The organism is Blastomonas sp. (assembly GCF_041747255.1).
In the GTDB taxonomy this organism is placed as follows: Bacteria; Pseudomonadota; Alphaproteobacteria; order Sphingomonadales; family Sphingomonadaceae; genus Blastomonas.
This window is the reverse complement of record NZ_JBGTFM010000049.1, coordinates 1-14,299: the sequence shown is the minus strand read 5'-3', so window position 1 is coordinate 14,299 and position 14,299 is coordinate 1. Positions and strand designations below refer to the sequence as shown.

General features: G+C 62.2%; 14 protein-coding genes. 5 read left to right on the top strand and 9 right to left on the bottom strand.

What is annotated here, in order from left to right:
* The 5 genes from ACEW8G_RS01955 to mdh form a co-directional block, all read right to left on the bottom strand.
* Window positions 1-290 (bottom strand): biotin/lipoyl-containing protein (locus tag ACEW8G_RS01955; protein ID WP_373486769.1); only part of this gene is annotated, 290 nt, incomplete at its 3' end.
* A gap of 53 nt (window positions 291-343) precedes the next feature.
* Window positions 344-3,169 (bottom strand): 2-oxoglutarate dehydrogenase E1 component, encoded by a 2,826-nt coding sequence (locus ACEW8G_RS01950; RefSeq protein ID WP_373486768.1) that lies wholly within the window; start codon window positions 3,167-3,169, stop codon window positions 344-346.
* Between the two features lie 219 nt (window positions 3,170-3,388).
* Window positions 3,389-4,276, bottom strand: a complete 888-nt coding sequence (sucD, locus tag ACEW8G_RS01945; protein ID WP_373486767.1) for a succinate--CoA ligase subunit alpha — start codon at window positions 4,274-4,276, stop codon at window positions 3,389-3,391.
* Window positions 4,273-4,881 carry a hypothetical protein gene (locus ACEW8G_RS01940; protein WP_373486766.1) on the bottom strand — a complete coding sequence of 203 codons (609 nt, stop codon included), beginning with the start codon at window positions 4,879-4,881 and terminating at the stop codon, window positions 4,273-4,275. Before ACEW8G_RS01940 ends, sucD begins: the two co-directional genes overlap by 4 nt.
* Window positions 4,878-5,840, bottom strand: coding sequence for a malate dehydrogenase (mdh, locus tag ACEW8G_RS01935; RefSeq protein WP_373486765.1), 963 nt, complete (start codon window positions 5,838-5,840; stop codon window positions 4,878-4,880). Before mdh ends, ACEW8G_RS01940 begins: the two co-directional genes overlap by 4 nt.
* 450 nt (window positions 5,841-6,290) lie before the next feature.
* Between mdh and ACEW8G_RS01930 the strand changes: the two genes are divergently transcribed.
* Window positions 6,291-7,307: a hypothetical protein gene (locus ACEW8G_RS01930; protein ID WP_373486764.1), complete on the top strand. Its 1,017-nt coding sequence runs from the start codon at window positions 6,291-6,293 to the stop codon at window positions 7,305-7,307.
* 3 nt (window positions 7,308-7,310) lie between these two features.
* On the opposite strand, the gene ACEW8G_RS01925 is transcribed toward ACEW8G_RS01930, so the two are convergent.
* Entirely contained in the window at window positions 7,311-8,225 is a 915-nt protein-coding gene (locus tag ACEW8G_RS01925; protein WP_373486763.1) for a GNAT family N-acetyltransferase, read from the bottom strand.
* Between the two features lie 361 nt (window positions 8,226-8,586).
* Between ACEW8G_RS01925 and ACEW8G_RS01920 the strand changes: the two genes are divergently transcribed.
* Window positions 8,587-9,354: a competence/damage-inducible protein A gene (locus ACEW8G_RS01920; RefSeq protein ID WP_373486762.1), complete on the top strand. Its 768-nt coding sequence runs from the start codon at window positions 8,587-8,589 to the stop codon at window positions 9,352-9,354.
* A gap of 24 nt (window positions 9,355-9,378) precedes the next feature.
* Window positions 9,379-10,551, top strand: a complete 1,173-nt coding sequence (locus ACEW8G_RS01915; protein ID WP_373486761.1) for a glycosyl transferase-like UDP-glucuronosyltransferase — start codon at window positions 9,379-9,381, stop codon at window positions 10,549-10,551.
* Between the two features lie 33 nt (window positions 10,552-10,584).
* Here ACEW8G_RS01915 and ACEW8G_RS01910 read toward each other — a convergent pair whose 3' ends face one another.
* Window positions 10,585-10,902: a 2Fe-2S iron-sulfur cluster-binding protein gene (locus ACEW8G_RS01910; protein ID WP_373486760.1), complete on the bottom strand. Its 318-nt coding sequence runs from the start codon at window positions 10,900-10,902 to the stop codon at window positions 10,585-10,587.
* 108 nt (window positions 10,903-11,010) lie between these two features.
* Here ACEW8G_RS01910 and ACEW8G_RS01905 point away from each other — a divergent pair, with 108 nt between their 5' ends.
* Window positions 11,011-11,628 (top strand): DNA-3-methyladenine glycosylase, encoded by a 618-nt coding sequence (locus tag ACEW8G_RS01905; RefSeq protein ID WP_373486759.1) that lies wholly within the window; start codon window positions 11,011-11,013, stop codon window positions 11,626-11,628.
* Between the two features lie 12 nt (window positions 11,629-11,640).
* Window positions 11,641-12,144: a hypothetical protein gene (locus tag ACEW8G_RS01900; RefSeq protein WP_373486758.1), complete on the top strand. Its 504-nt coding sequence runs from the start codon at window positions 11,641-11,643 to the stop codon at window positions 12,142-12,144.
* On the opposite strand, the gene ACEW8G_RS01895 is transcribed toward ACEW8G_RS01900, so the two are convergent.
* Both ACEW8G_RS01895 and ACEW8G_RS01890 read right to left on the bottom strand, forming a co-directional pair.
* A complete protein-coding gene (locus ACEW8G_RS01895; RefSeq protein WP_373486757.1) occupies window positions 12,141-12,680 on the bottom strand; it encodes a hypothetical protein in 540 nt (179 codons plus the stop codon). The genes ACEW8G_RS01900 and ACEW8G_RS01895 overlap by 4 nt on opposite strands.
* Window positions 12,677-14,221, bottom strand: a complete 1,545-nt coding sequence (locus ACEW8G_RS01890; RefSeq protein WP_373486756.1) for an ABC transporter permease/substrate-binding protein — start codon at window positions 14,219-14,221, stop codon at window positions 12,677-12,679. Before ACEW8G_RS01890 ends, ACEW8G_RS01895 begins: the two co-directional genes overlap by 4 nt.
* Between the last annotated feature and the right edge of the window lie 78 nt (window positions 14,222-14,299).

Sequence of the window (14,299 nt, the reverse complement as noted above, 5' to 3'; positions counted from 1 at the left end):
GCCGGAGCGGGTGCGGACGTCGGCGCAGGCGAGGCGTTGACCGGCGCGCTGCCTTCAGCCTCGATCATCGCCAACAACGCGCCGACCTGCACGGTATCGCCTGCGGCAAACAGCTGCTGGCCCATCACGCCTGCGGACGGGGAGGGGACTTCGACCGCAACCTTGTCGGTTTCAAGGCTGGCAATCGGCTCATCGGCGACAACCGCGTCACCCGGCTGCTTAAGCCACTCGCCGATGGTCGCTTCGCTGATCGATTCGCCCAGAACGGGGACTTTGACTTCGATGCTCATAGTTCAAAACCTTATCGCTTCGTGCCAGGTGGGGGCCGACACAGGAAAATCTGTCAACTTTTGCGGCGGCGTCTTATCTCGTCACGCACGTTTTGGCCCAACGCATCGGCGATCAACGCGCCCTGTTCGGCCTGATGCCGCTTGGCGAGGCCGGTGGCGGGTGATGCCGCAGCGATGCGTCCGGCATAGCGTGGCCGCTTCGGATTCACCCCGGCGTCGCTGAGGCATTCTTCGATGAACGGCTCGACAAAGAACCACGAACCGTTGTTCTTCGCCTCTTCCTGCGCCCACACGACTTCTTGCAGATTGACCATGCGTTTCAGGCGAATGGTCAGCGGATCGCCGGGGAACGGGTAAAGCTGTTCGAGCCGGATGATCGCGGTTTCAGTGTCGCCCGCCGCATCACGCGCTTCCATCAGATCAAACGCCACCTTGCCCGAACACAGCACAAGGCGCTTGATGTCCTTGTCTTCAGGCTGCTTGGGGTCGGAAAGGATGCGCATGAAATGGCTGTTGGTGGCGAAATCCTTGGCCGATGACACCGCCATCTTGTGCCGCAGCAGCGACTTGGGCGTCATGATGATGAGCGGCTTGCGGAAGGGGCGGTGCATCTGACGGCGCAGCACGTGAAAATAGTTCGCAGGCGTGGTGATGTTGCACACCTGGATGTTGTCGCCCGCGCACATCTGCAGAAAGCGTTCGAGCCGCGCCGAGCTGTGCTCAGGTCCCTGACCTTCCATGCCATGCGGCAGCAGCAGCACCATGCCGTTGGCGCGCAGCCACTTGGCCTCGCCGCTAACGATGAACTGGTCGATCATGATCTGCGCGCCGTTGGCGAAATCGCCGAACTGCGCTTCCCACAGCACCAACGTCTTCGGATCTGCCATGGCATAGCCATATTCAAAGCCAAGCACGCCATATTCGGACAGCGGGCTGTCGAGCACCTCGAACCGGCCATGCGGCACCTGTTCGAGCGGCACGTAGCGCTTGCCGGTGTTCTGGTCGATCCACACCGCGTGACGCTGGCTGAATGTGCCGCGCCCCGAATCCTGACCCGACAAGCGCACTGCATAGCCTTCAGACACCAGCGATCCGTAAGCAAGGGCCTCACCGGTGGCCCAGTCAAAGCCTTCGCCCTTGGTGAACATCTCACGCTTGGCGTCGATCACGCGGCGCAGCGTTTTGTGCACCTCGTGCCCCTCGGGCACAGTCGTCAATGTGCGGCCAAGGCTTTCGAGCAGTTTCTTGTCGATGCCGGTTTCGATGTTGCGCCGCGCGCCTTCGGGGTCGGCGGGCATGTGCAGGCCTGACCAGCGCCCGGCAAACCAGTCCGCCTGGTTGGGCTTGTAGTTCTTGCCTGCCTCAAACTCGATTTCAAGATTGTCCGAAAACGCCTTGGCGGTGCTATCGATCCACTCCTGCGTCACAACGCCGCGCGCGATCAACCGGTCGCCATAGATTTTGCTGACGCGCGGATGCTGGCGGATTTTGGCATACATCAGCGGCTGGGTGAAACTGGGCTCGTCGCCCTCATTATGGCCAAAGCGGCGATAGCACCACATGTCGATCACCACATCGCGGTGGAACCGCTGGCGAAAGTCGATCGCCATCTTGCAGGCAAAGGTCACCGCTTCGGGATCATCGCCGTTGACGTGCAAAATCGGCGCCTGCACGCCCTTGGCGACATCGGATGGATAGGGCGATGAGCGCGCGAATTGCGGACTCGTGGTAAAACCGATCTGGTTGTTGACGATGAAGTGGATGCAGCCGCCGGTGTTGTAGCCGCGTATCCCGGAAAAGCCGAGGCATTCCCAAACGATGCCTTGACCTGCGAAGGCCGCATCGCCGTGCAGCAGCACGGGCAGCACCTGGGTGTGGTGATCAAGGTCATCGCGCACCACCTGCTGCGCGCGCACCTTGCCCAGCACCACCGGGTCAACCGCCTCAAGGTGTGAAGGGTTGGGGACAAGCGACATATGCACGCTGATGCCATCGAACTCGCGGTCGGTGCTGGTGCCAAGGTGATATTTGACGTCGCCCGCTCCGCCGACATCATCAGGGTTGGACGACCCGCCCGAAAATTCATGGAAGATCACGCGATAGGGCTTGGCCATCACATTGGCGAGCACGTTCAGACGGCCGCGATGCGGCATGCCGTAGACGATTTCCTTGAGGCCCAACTGGCCGCCATATTTGATGACAGCTTCTAGCGCGGGAATCATCGATTCGCCGCCATCGAGCCCAAACCGCTTGGTGCCGACATATTTTTTGCCGAGGAAGTTCTCAAATGTCTCCGCCTCGATCACCTTGGCGAGAATGGCCTTCTTGCCGTTGTCGGTAAACTCGACGCCCTTGTCGACGCCTTCCATCCGGTCCTGAAAGAAGCGGCGTTCCTCGACATCGGCGATGTGCATATATTCAAGGCCGACCTTGCCGCAGTAATTGGCGCGCAGGGTGGCGATCAGCTGACGCACGGTGGCCTGGTCAAAGCCCATGGTGCCGCCCAGAAACACCGGTTCGTCCATGTCCGCGCCGGTGAAGCCGTGGTATTCGGGCGTCAGATCAGCGGGCAGTTCCTGCTGCGACAGGCCCAGCGGATCAAGATCCGCGCCAAGATGCCCGCGCACCCGATAGGTGCGGATCAGCATCATCGCGCGGATCGACCGGTCCGCCGCGCGCGCAATCGCTGCCTCGTCGACCGGCTGGCCTTGGGCTGAGGAGGCATCCCGGATCGCGGTCTTGACCGCCGCCTGCATCTGCATCGGGTCGAGTGCCGCCGTCAGATCATCGCCATCGGCCAGTGGCCAGCCACTGCGTTGCCAGCTGGGCCCGGCCTGCGCCGCCTCAGCGGGATCGAAATCATGTGCGTCGTAGGTCATTCGTCAGCGTCCTTCAAACCCCTCTCCCCACCGTGGGAGAGGGTTGCGCAGACTTGGCGCTGCAAGCGCCTAGTCGAAGCTGGGAGAGGGGGAATGCGCACCACCGACTGTGCGCCCCGCCCTCTCCCTCGCATCGCTTCGCGATGCTTTCCCTCTCCCGTGAAGGGAGAGGGTATCAACGTCACACCCCCTCTCCCGTGAAGGGAGAGGGTATCAACGTCACACCGTCTCCAGCAGTTCCGCCAGCGTTGTGCCGAGCAGCGATGGCGAGGGGGAAACGCGGATGCCGGCCGCTTCCATCGCCGCGATCTTGTCGTCCGCGCCGCCTTCGCCGCCCGAAACGATCGCTCCGGCATGGCCCATGCGACGGCCCGGGGGGGCGGTCTTTCCGGCGATGAAGCCGACCATCGGCTTCTTGCGGCCGCGCTTGGCTTCATCCTTGATGAACTGCGCGGCGTCCTCCTCGGCGCTGCCACCAATTTCGCCGATCATGATGATCGATGTCGTCTCGTCATCCGCGAGGAACAACTCGAGCACGTCGATAAAGTTGGTCCCGTTAACCGGGTCGCCGCCAATGCCAACCGCCGTGGTCTGGCCAAGGCCGACCGCAGTTGTCTGGTGCACCGCTTCATAGGAAAGCGTGCCCGACCGTGACACGACGCCAACCGAACCCTTTTTGAAGATGCTGCCGGGCATGATGCCGATCTTGCATTCTTCGGGGGTCAGCACGCCGGGGCAGTTGGGGCCGATCAGCCGCGACTTGCTGCCAATCAATGCACGTTTGACGCGCACCATATCGAGCACCGGAATGCCTTCGGTGATGCACACGATCAGTTCCATTTCAGCGTCAATCGCCTCAAGGATCGAATCGGCGGCAAATGGCGGCGGCACATAGATGCAGCTGGCGCTAGCGCCGGTGGCGGCTTTTGCTTCGGCCACGGTGTTGAAATTGGGCAGGCCGATGTGGGTGGTGCCGCCCTTGCCTGGGGTCACGCCGCCGACCATCTGCGTGCCATAAGCCAGCGCCTGCTCGGTATGGAAAGTGCCGGTCGCGCCGGTCATGCCTTGCGTGATCACCTTGGTGTGCTTGTTGACGAGAATGCTCATTGTTCTACGAACTCCATAGCTGAGGCCACGAATACGAGGCCGGAAAGAGGGATGTCGGTGTCTGCAAGCGCTCCTTGCGGCACGAAACTGATTTCCATCTGATGGTGGCCGGGCTTCATCCCCGGTTCCCAGATAAACTTGACGAGGCTGTCGTCGTCTTCCCGCCGGGGCTTGCGCACCGCCCAACCTTCCAGATCGTCGGCGGACAGGGCCGCAGTTGCGGAGAAATCATACATGCGGCAGCCGTAAGAGCGCAGAGAGCCAAAATCGATGCCCGACAACGCCAATGCAAGCGCACGACCGGCAACAGTCATTGAAAACTCCTCGCCGGGTAGCAGGGTGATGTTGGGGTCGCCTTCTGCGACCTGCGCCTTGCCGATCGCAACCAACTTCCTAAGCTGGCCATTGTCACCGGCGGGCAGGGGTCTCCATCCTGCAGCGAGCGCCGACGCTTTTGCCACGGCGGGGTGTTCAACGCCTGAGCAGGCGGTGGCAAAGGCGGTCAGCACCTCGCGCACCGGATAGGGAGCTGGCGCTGGCGGGGCAGACGTTTGTGCCGCCGCCAGCGCAGCCAATCCGATCATATGACCGGTGGCCAGCATCAAGTCAGGCTCGAATCCAGCGCCTTGCATGCATCGAGCAGTTCCTTGACCGCATCGACCGAGACCTGCAGGTTGCCCTTGGCTTCGTCATCGAGTTCGATCTCGACGATCTGCTCGACACCGGCTGCACCGATGATCACCGGCACCCCGACGTACAGGCCATCAAGCCCGTATTTGCCTTCGACATAGGCGGCGCAGGGCAGCAGCCGCTTCTGGTCGGAGAGATACGCCTCGGCCATCGCAATGCCGCTCGCGGCGGGCGCGTAAAAGGCAGAGCCGGTCTTGAGCAGCGCAACTATCTCGCCGCCGCCGCCGCGGGTGCGCTTGACGATGGCGTCGATGCGCTCCTGCGTCGAACGACCCTGCTTGATGAGGTCGGGCACGGGAATGCCAGCAACGGTCGAATATTGCACGACAGGCACCATCGTATCGCCATGACCGCCGAGCACAAAAGTGTTCACATCGCGCACCGACACCTGGAATTCATCGGCGATGAAATGGCTGAACCGCGCCGAATCGAGCACGCCAGCCATGCCGACCACCATATGATGCGGCAGGCCCGAAAATTCGCGCAGCGCCCAGACCATGGCATCCAGGGGATTGGTGATGCAGATAACGAATGCGTCAGGCGCGTTGGCCTTGATGCCTTCACCAACCGCTTTCATGACCTTGAGGTTGATGCCGATCAGGTCGTCGCGGCTCATGCCGGGCTTGCGCGCGACACCTGCGGTGACGATGATGACATCGGCTCCGGTGATATCCGCGTAATCGTTGGTGCCGGTGATCTTCGCGTCAAAGCCCTCGACCGGGCCGCACTGCGACAGGTCCAGCGCCTTGCCCTGCGGCACGCCTTCCACCACGTCGAACAGCACGATGTCGCCCAGTTCCTTCAGCGCTGCGAGATGTGCGAGCGTGCCACCGATATTGCCTGCGCCGATCAGCGCGATTTTCTTGCGTGCCATGGTCAATCCTTATCCTGAAAGAAGCCTGAAAACATGAATGTTCGTGCCTGGGCTGTTGGTCGAACAGGCGGAATGTTGGATTGGTGTGCCTGTGTTGCGCAATAGTCCGGCAAATTGCTGTCCGTTTCACGACCTGGTCTGACGGCTCCTAAATATCGTTCCCGCCGCCTTGGTGACCTGGTTAGGCCGCTGAGCCGGGCATTTCAACCTTCAAAAAGCTTAGCAGATCAATTATTTATGCAATTGCGAACCATTTGCTTTAATGCGGCTGGGCCGGTTGCAATACTGGCAATCCGGTGCGACGCGGATGAATATAGCTGCGGCGTCCAGCGACAGCCCAAGCTAGGGGCAAGTGTTGCTCTGCCATATTGCGTTTTTCATCCGCGTTATGCAGACTCTATCGCGGTGCTTAAACCGAACTTCAATAACTCGTATCTAGAGCCTTTGCGCATGGTCACCAAAGTACAGTTTACAGTCGATACGGAATTGTCGTTGCGCCTGCATCAGCAGGGTGTCAGCGCGCAGGACAATTTTGACAGCTCGATTACCGGCAGGTGCCGTGACGGTGAGTTTGGTATCTTCTATCAAATGGAGCGGCTTGAACATTACGGGCTGACCGGGGTGTTCTTTGTCGATCCGATGCCGGCGCTGGTCTATGGGCCGGGCGTCATTGCACGCATCGTCGAGCCGATCCTCAAGCGCGGGCACGAGGTGCAGCTGCACATTCACACCGAATGGCTCGAGTTTGCCCAGGGGCATGAGCTGTGCGACCTGCGCGGCCGCAACATCGCCGATTTTCCGCTGGATGATCAGGTGCGGCTGCTCGATCAGGCGCGTGCGCTGCTGATGATCGCGGGCGCTCCTGAGCCAACCGCGTTTCGCGCCGGTAACTTTGGCGCCAATGACGATACCCTGCGCGCGTTGAGCAGTATCGGGGTGCAATATGACAGCAGCTTCAACCCGGCGTTTGTCAGCGGCGAATGCGCAATCAACCTGCCGCTTGATACGCCGCCGTTCAGCCAGCATCTGGGGGTTGGCATCATTCCGGTGAGCGTGATCCAGGACCGTCCAGGCAACATCCGCGCGGTGCAGCTGTGTGCGCTTTCCGCATGGGAAATGCGCGATGCGCTGGCGCATGCCGCCGCTTATGACTGGCCATGTTTCACGATTGTCAGCCACAGTTTCGAACTGCTCAGTCGCGATCGCAGCAAGGTGAATCCAATCATCACGCGGCGGTTCGACGGCATGTGTCAGGCAATTGCCGAACATCGCAAGCTTGAAGATGCCGGGTTCCACCGGCTGGTGCCGCGCGGCAAATCATCGCTGCAAACGCTGCCTGCCAATCTGGTGCGTACTGCGCTGCGCTATGGCGAGCAGGCGGTCAGCCGCCTGCGCTATGAGGCAGGCATTGCGTCCACATTCCTGATCAACGAGGTTACAACGCTGGAATCAGTCGTCGCGATCTGAGATTTATCCGCGCAGCAGTTTCTTGACCTTCGCCTTCACGCCGACCTTGTCCAGCCACGCCCCGGTCGCTTCCACGCCAGCGTTGAAGCGGCGGTTGGATGCCAGCAGCAACCGGTTGGCGAGCGTGGGCTTGAGCAGAAACACGGTCGCGCAATGTGCATAATGGGTGCCGAACAAGGCCTTGTGTGCGCCGTCGCCTTCGGTGAAATCGAAATAGGCAAAGCGCTGCTCGGCAAACAGGGCTTCGAGCGCGTGCATCTGCAGCACCGTGCCGGGCGACAGCGCGGCGTGCGCCTGATCATAGCCAAGATACGCATAGACCAGCACGTCACCCGCCACCGGCAGATAGAGATAAGCGACCGGCGCGCTATCAACGAACAGGATGTAGGCGCGCAAACGGTCTGCTGCTGCCAGCGCCGCTGCTTCGCTACGGAACGCGGGCGTTTCGGGCAGCCCGGCATCGAGCAACCGCGCCTGATAGGTGCGCGTCGCCAGCGGCAGCGCGAGATCGAAAAACGCTGCGACCTGATCTGGGGCGTGATAGCTGCGAATATCGAGCGCGCCGCCGTTAGCCTCGGCCAGCTTGCGCATCTTACGTTTAAGCGTCGCGCGGGTCTTGGATGAGAATTGCGCCATATAGGCGTCAAAGCCCGGGCGCATGTCGATATAATGCCGCGCATAGGTTTGCGGGCTGGAGGCGATGAGGCCGGGAAAATCTTTGGCGATCGTCTCAAGCGCCGCGACCGGCAGCGATTGCAACCGGTAACCATCGGCATCGCGCGGCAGCAATGGCGGCGTCAGGCGCGCGCCGCTCAGCACCGCGTTAAGCCCATAGCCCACCGGCACCAACGCCCGCTGCGCCCGCAGCACAGGGCGGTCGCCAAGCAGGAAGCGGATGTCGGTGGGGACGGTCTGCATGCGCGGAATGTCTCGCTGAGGTGAACGGCTGGGCTATCTCCCGTTAGCAGATGTGCGGTTAAGATCGGTTGAACCCGCGCTGGATCACTAATAATCCGCCGTCAACTCGGCCGCTCTGGCGGGTTGCTCGACGGTCCCCCGTGGCAGAAACTCGCGCACCACTGGCCTGCTGTTGCCTCCGGCCAGCAATCCGTAACCCGCGCTTTGCGTCGGATCCGTTCGAAATAAGCGGGCCGAATCACCTAAGGTCATCGCACTCGCAGCTGCCTCCTTTCTGGATCGCAGGCGGCGAGAGCATTGACCCGGCAAAAAGTGCGCCCCACTTGCGCCTCACGCCAATGCCGGTATGGACAGCATTTGTATGGACGCAGCACCAACACCCCGCATCTGGACTGCCGCGCTGATCGTCATCGGTGACGAAATCCTCTCGGGACGCACGCAGGACAAGAATGTCGCGCAGATCGCCAGCTGGCTGAACGTGCAGGGCATTCGCCTGAAAGAGGTGCGGGTTATTGCCGATGATATGGATGCAATCGCCGAGGCGGTGAACCAATTGCGCGCGCGCAACGATTATCTGTTCACCACCGGCGGCATCGGGCCGACGCACGACGACATCACCGTCGATGCGATTGCACAGGCGCTGGGGGTCGAGGTCGTGATCCACCCGAAGGCGCGCGCGATCCTTGAACGTTATTATGAAACGCGCGGCGGCATCAACGAAGGTCGCCTGCGCATGGCACGCGTGCCCGATGGTTCAGAGCTTATTGAAAACCGCATGTCGGGCGCGCCGGGCATCCGCATTGCCAACTTGTATCTCATGGCCGGGGTTCCGCACATCACCGCCGGGATGCTCGATGCACTCACCGGCACGCTTGAGGGCGGCTTGCCGCTGCTGTCGGCAACGCTTGGCTGCTGGGTTGCGGAAAGCGAGGTCGCGGCGTTGCTCGGCGACACCGAACGTGCCCATGGAGGCTGCCAGATCGGCAGCTATCCATTCTTTCGCGAAGGCCGGGTCGGCGCAAATTTCGTGGTGCGCTCGACCGATCAGGCGCAGCTTGATGCGTGCGTGGCGGCGCTGGTTAGTGCGCTCGAGGACGAAGGGCGCGTTGTCACTGCTGGCGGCATCTAGTTTAAGGGTTTTGGGGGGAGAGCAATGGCACGGGTTCTGCTGGGCTGGGAACTGGGTGCCAATCGCGGCCATATCAGCCGCCTGTATCCGATTGCCGATGCGCTGGCCGAAGAGGGGCATGAGGTTGCGCTGGCGCTGCAGAACCTTGCCTTCGTGCCCGCTGACCGGCTCGCCTCGTTCCCATTGTATCAGGCCCCGCTCTGGCCGCGGCTGCTGACCAACTTCATCAGCCCGGGCGGGGCGCTGGCAATCAGCATGGGCGACATCCTGGTGCGGGTCGGGCTTGATGAGCCCGCGACCCTGCCCGGGCTGATCACCGCATGGCAACAGATCATCGCTGATTTTCGCGCCGATGTGGTGGCGGGGGATTTTTCGCCCGCGCTCTCGCTCGCGGCGCGCGGGCGGGTGCCATCAATTGCCCTGGGCACGGGGTTTTCGTTGCCGCCTGCCGAAATGGAGTTTTTTCCAGCGCTGATCGAGGCCGAGACCGCCTATCGCGAGGGCGAGACACTGGCGCGGGTCAATGCCGCGCTGGCGGGCATGGGCGAGCCGACGATTGCCAGCCTGCCCGGCCTGTTCGCCGCCGATCATGCGCTGGTCGGCGAGATTTCGCTGCTCGACCCCTATGCCGATTTTCGCATCCGCCCGCTCTCCAGCCCGGCGGTCGCAGCGACAATCCCGGCAAACCCCGGAGCGCGCGGTGACGAGATTTTTGTCTACGCCTTCGCGCGAATGATGGCGGATGCGCCCTTATGGGATGGCCTGAAGGCCAGCGGCCTGCCGGTGCGCGCCTATGTGCCCGATGCGGGTGCGGCTTTTCGCGAGGGGTTGGCCAGTCGAGGCATCATCGTTGAAACCGCGCCGTTGGGCTTTGACGAGATTGCGGCGTGCTCGCGCTTTGTGCTGTCGCACGGCGGCCATGGCTTTGTCTGTTCGGCGCTGTTGTCGGGCCTGCCGCAGGTTGTGGTGCATTACGATCTTGAAAAGCGGATGACCGGGTTTGCACTCGCAAAGCACCAACTTGGCGGGCATATTGCGTTGAACGGAATCAAGCCCGAAGCTTTCGCCAGATCGTTGCGCCAATATCACGCGGCCGCTGCGCCGCACGAGAAGGTGCAACAGGCGGCAGCGGGCTTTGCGGCATACAAGGGGCAGAGCTGCCCCGCAGAGGTTCTGGCGATTGTCGAGACATCGTAACGCTGAACCGGCAAGGCTCAGCGGCAAACGCGATCAGTCTTCTTCAGCAATCACAACCTTAAGGCCATCGAGCGCATCGGTCATCTGGATCTGGCACGACAGGCGCGACAGCGTATCGCGATGGTCCGAACTGTCGAGCAGGTCATCTTCATCATTGCTGATCGGCGGCAGCTTGTCGGCCCAGTCCGCATCGACATGGACATGGCAGGTCGCGCATGAGCAGCAGCCGCCGCACAGCGCCAGCAGTTCGTCAAAGCCGTTGTCGCGGATGGCTTCCATCACCGACAGACCGGTTTCGGCCTCAATGGTGCTTTCTTCTCCGGCGCGATTGATGACCACAAGCTTTGGCATGCACACTCCCATAAACGCTGTTTGGAACCTCTGGCTCCTGATGATGCGGATGCTATGGTCAACGCGTTGCACGATTGCAAGTGCCGGATGAGATGGGGGAGTCGGGCGATGGGACTGAGCGCAGAGCAGCTGAACGATGGGCTGGATGCGGTGGCCGCGCGCGAACCCGCCATCGCACGCGCGCTGGGCATTGCGGGCTATCCTGAACCACGCATCCGTGATCGCGGTTATGCGACGCTGCTGCGCACCATCGTCGGCCAGCAGGTCAGCGTCGCGTCAGCGGCTTCGGTGTGGAACAAGCTTGAGGCGGCACTGGGCAGCGATTGCCCGGTCGATGCGCTGATCGCCAGCGACTTTGATACCCTGCGCGCCTGCGGCCTCTCCCGCCAAAAGCAGGGCTATGCGCGCTCGCTCGCCGAGCTGGTGATCAGCGGTACGCTTGACCTCACCAACCTGCCCGCCGATGACGAAGCCGCGATTGCCGAGCTGGTCCGGATCAAGGGCATCGGCCGCTGGTCGGCGGAAATCTATCTGCTGTTTGCCGAAGGTCGCGCCGACATCTGGCCGGCAGGCGATCTGGCGGTGCAGGCCGGCATTGGTCGCATCCTGCAGCTGGATGAACGACCATCAGAGAAAGCAACGCGCGTGCTGGCCGAACCATGGTCACCGCATCGCGGCGCGGTCGCGATCCTGACCTGGCACTCCTACAACAACGCCGCTTTGTAAGGGGGGACGGGCATGGGGGTGCATGTCGGCGCACTGGCTCTTGCCGTTGGTATGGCAGTGCTCGCGGCGCTCAGCTTTGTCACCGCGTATCGCAACCGCTATCTCAAGGCGTGGCTGGGCAACGAGAATGATCACGGCCAGTTCGCTGCAGCGCGCGCCGCCTTGCGCGGGCAGGGCATTGTGCTGATCATCGCCGCAAGCGTGACAAGTCTGGTTGCCTTCGCACCAGTTCTGGCCATTCCTGCAGACATCGGCATGATCGCCGTGGCTGGGTTGATGGCGGTGCAGGGATTTCTGGTCTGGCGTCTCTACAACAGCCGCGACCTGTTCGTCCGTCAGATCCTGGGCGAGACCGCCAGCCTCGCCTTCTGGCTGAGCATCATCAGCCTGTTTGCCTGGGCAGCAGCCGAGCGCATGTTGGGCCTGCCCCGCCTTGCCGCGCTTGATCTGGTGGTGGCCGCGATGGCGCTGCACGGGGCGAGTATCATGCGGCTGTGTGTGCGGCGACTTAGTTAGCCCTTGAACAGTATCTTGCCCTCTGCCAGCCTGCTGCGGTTAAGTGCGGTGATCTCTTTCAGGTAACTGGTGGGCTTCTTGAAAAACTTGCTGCTCGCATTGACCTTCAAGCCCGCAGCCTGCGCCACCTCACCGATGAAGTGCACGCAATTGGCCTTGTTGAGGTTGTAGCTCTTCTGCTTCTTGTTGCGCCATTTGTCGGTCACCGCCATCACCGCGCGATATTCCGCATCGGTCAGCTCAAAGCTGAAATGGGCTGCGCTGCTGGCGATGTATTTGGGCTTGGCGACGCTGATATGGCCAGTGACATCGCCGAACAGGATGGCGGGGCCAGTGCTGGTCGCGGTGAAGCCGACATTGGTGTCGACCGCCTCGCCGGTCGCATCAAGGGTGCCTTTCAGCGTCGCGAAGGCATGGGGGAACTGGCTGCCGAGCTCGTGGCTGTAAAAAGTGATTGTCACGGCGGCATGCGCCGCGCTTGCCCACAACAGCAGCGGGGCGATCAGCAGGCTCATCAACAGGTGCTTGGCGCTCATGGGGTCTCCGTCGGTGGCTTGGTGCTGATCATCCGATCCAGCCATGCAGCCGAATCAGCGGGGGTTTGCTTGTTGTTGTCCCGATCGACGCGATAATTGGCCTCGCGCATTTTTTCCACCGTGATTGCGCCGACCAGCGGCTTGAGCGCCGCGACCAGACGCGGATCGGCAGCGGCCTTGCGGCTGGCAAGCAGCAAGGCATCATAGCTGGGCACCGCGCCCTTGGGGTCATCGAGCACGACAAAGCCGTTTGCCGCAATCCGCCCGTCGGACGAAAATGCGGTGATGATGTCGGCGTCGCCCGATGACAGAGCGCGATACATGAAGGTCGGCTCGAACGCGCGCCGCGCCTTGAACCGCAGCGGATAGGCGTCCTGCACCATCTGCCATTCGGGGCGTTCGAGAAATTCCACATCAGTGCCGAACACGAAATCGGGCGCGACGCGCACCACGTCATCGAGCGATCTGAGACCCAGCTGCTTCGCATCCTCGGGCCGCACTGCAAAGGCATAGGTGTTTTCAAACCCCAGCGGGCCGATCAGCAGCACGCCGTGGCGCTCTTTCGCCCAGCGGCCAATCTCGGCGATCATGCTGGCGCGCGGCTCGCGGTCCTGCCGCTCCATCTCGTTGGTCCACAAGGTGCCCGCATAATCGACATAGATTTGCACATCATCGTTGGCGAGCGCGCGGAACACCACCGCGCTGCCCAGCCCCTCACGATAGCGCACCGCATAGCCCGCCGCCTCGAGCCGCCCCCCGATCAGCCGGGCGAGGACATATTGTTCTGAAAAGCGCTTGGCACCGATGGTGACGACAGGGCGATCCTCAACCGGTGGAGGCCAGAGCGCCAGCACCAGCCCAAGCGTCAGCACGACGCCGGCCACCCAGATGCGCGCATGTTTGCGCCAGGTGATGCCGCTTTCGATGAGGCCGAGCAGCAGATCGACCGTGATTGCCAGCCCGGCCGACGCAAGGCACCCGGCCAGCACCAGCGACCAGTTCTGCGTCTGCAGCCCGGCAAAGATCAGGTCGCCAAGGCTCGGCTGGCCGACGGTGGTGGACAGCGTTGCCGCGCCAATGGTCCACACCGCCGCAGTGCGGATGCCCGCCATGATGGTGGGGGAGGCAAGCGGCGCTTCGACCAACCACAGCTTTTGCAATGACGTCATCCCCACGCCATCGGCGGCCTCGACCATTGCTGCATCGACGCTGGCCAGCCCGGTGACCGCGTTGCGCAGGATCGGCAGTAATGCATAAAGCGTCAGCGCCAGCAGCGAGGGCAGAAAGCCCAAAGGTGAGATCGCATCGCCGAACACCGATGACAATGCCAGCAGCAGCGGAAAGAACAACGCCAGCAGCGCCAGCGCCGGGATGGTCTGGATCAGGCTGGCAAAGCCCAGCGCCACCCGCGCAACCGTGCGGTCGCGCGCCGCCCAGACCGACAGTGGCAGCGCGATCAGCAAAGCCAGCCCGAGCGCGGCAAAGCTCAGCTGCACATGCTGCGCGAGAAGATCGGCAATGCGGCCCCAGTCTTGGTTCACAGTAACTTGCCCCTGGAGCGAGTCCCGCAACCTCGATGCGCGCGACGCATCACGGTGCCGCCAAACCGCGCATCGCAA

Coding starts and splice junctions, on each gene's coding strand:
- ACEW8G_RS01950 (WP_373486768.1), bottom strand. CDS start 3,169: ATGACCTACGACGCACATGATTTCGATCCCGCTGAGGCGGCGCAGGCC.
- sucD (WP_373486767.1), bottom strand. CDS start 4,276: ATGAGCATTCTCGTCAACAAGCACACCAAGGTGATCACGCAAGGCATG.
- mdh (WP_373486765.1), bottom strand. CDS start 5,840: ATGGCACGCAAGAAAATCGCGCTGATCGGCGCAGGCAATATCGGTGGC.
- ACEW8G_RS01930 (WP_373486764.1), top strand. CDS start 6,291: ATGGTCACCAAAGTACAGTTTACAGTCGATACGGAATTGTCGTTGCGC.
- ACEW8G_RS01925 (WP_373486763.1), bottom strand. CDS start 8,225: ATGCAGACCGTCCCCACCGACATCCGCTTCCTGCTTGGCGACCGCCCT.
- ACEW8G_RS01920 (WP_373486762.1), top strand. CDS start 8,587: ATGGACGCAGCACCAACACCCCGCATCTGGACTGCCGCGCTGATCGTC.
- ACEW8G_RS01915 (WP_373486761.1), top strand. CDS start 9,379: ATGGCACGGGTTCTGCTGGGCTGGGAACTGGGTGCCAATCGCGGCCAT.
- ACEW8G_RS01910 (WP_373486760.1), bottom strand. CDS start 10,902: ATGCCAAAGCTTGTGGTCATCAATCGCGCCGGAGAAGAAAGCACCATT.
- ACEW8G_RS01905 (WP_373486759.1), top strand. CDS start 11,011: ATGGGACTGAGCGCAGAGCAGCTGAACGATGGGCTGGATGCGGTGGCC.
- ACEW8G_RS01900 (WP_373486758.1), top strand. CDS start 11,641: ATGGGGGTGCATGTCGGCGCACTGGCTCTTGCCGTTGGTATGGCAGTG.
- ACEW8G_RS01895 (WP_373486757.1), bottom strand. CDS start 12,680: ATGAGCGCCAAGCACCTGTTGATGAGCCTGCTGATCGCCCCGCTGCTG.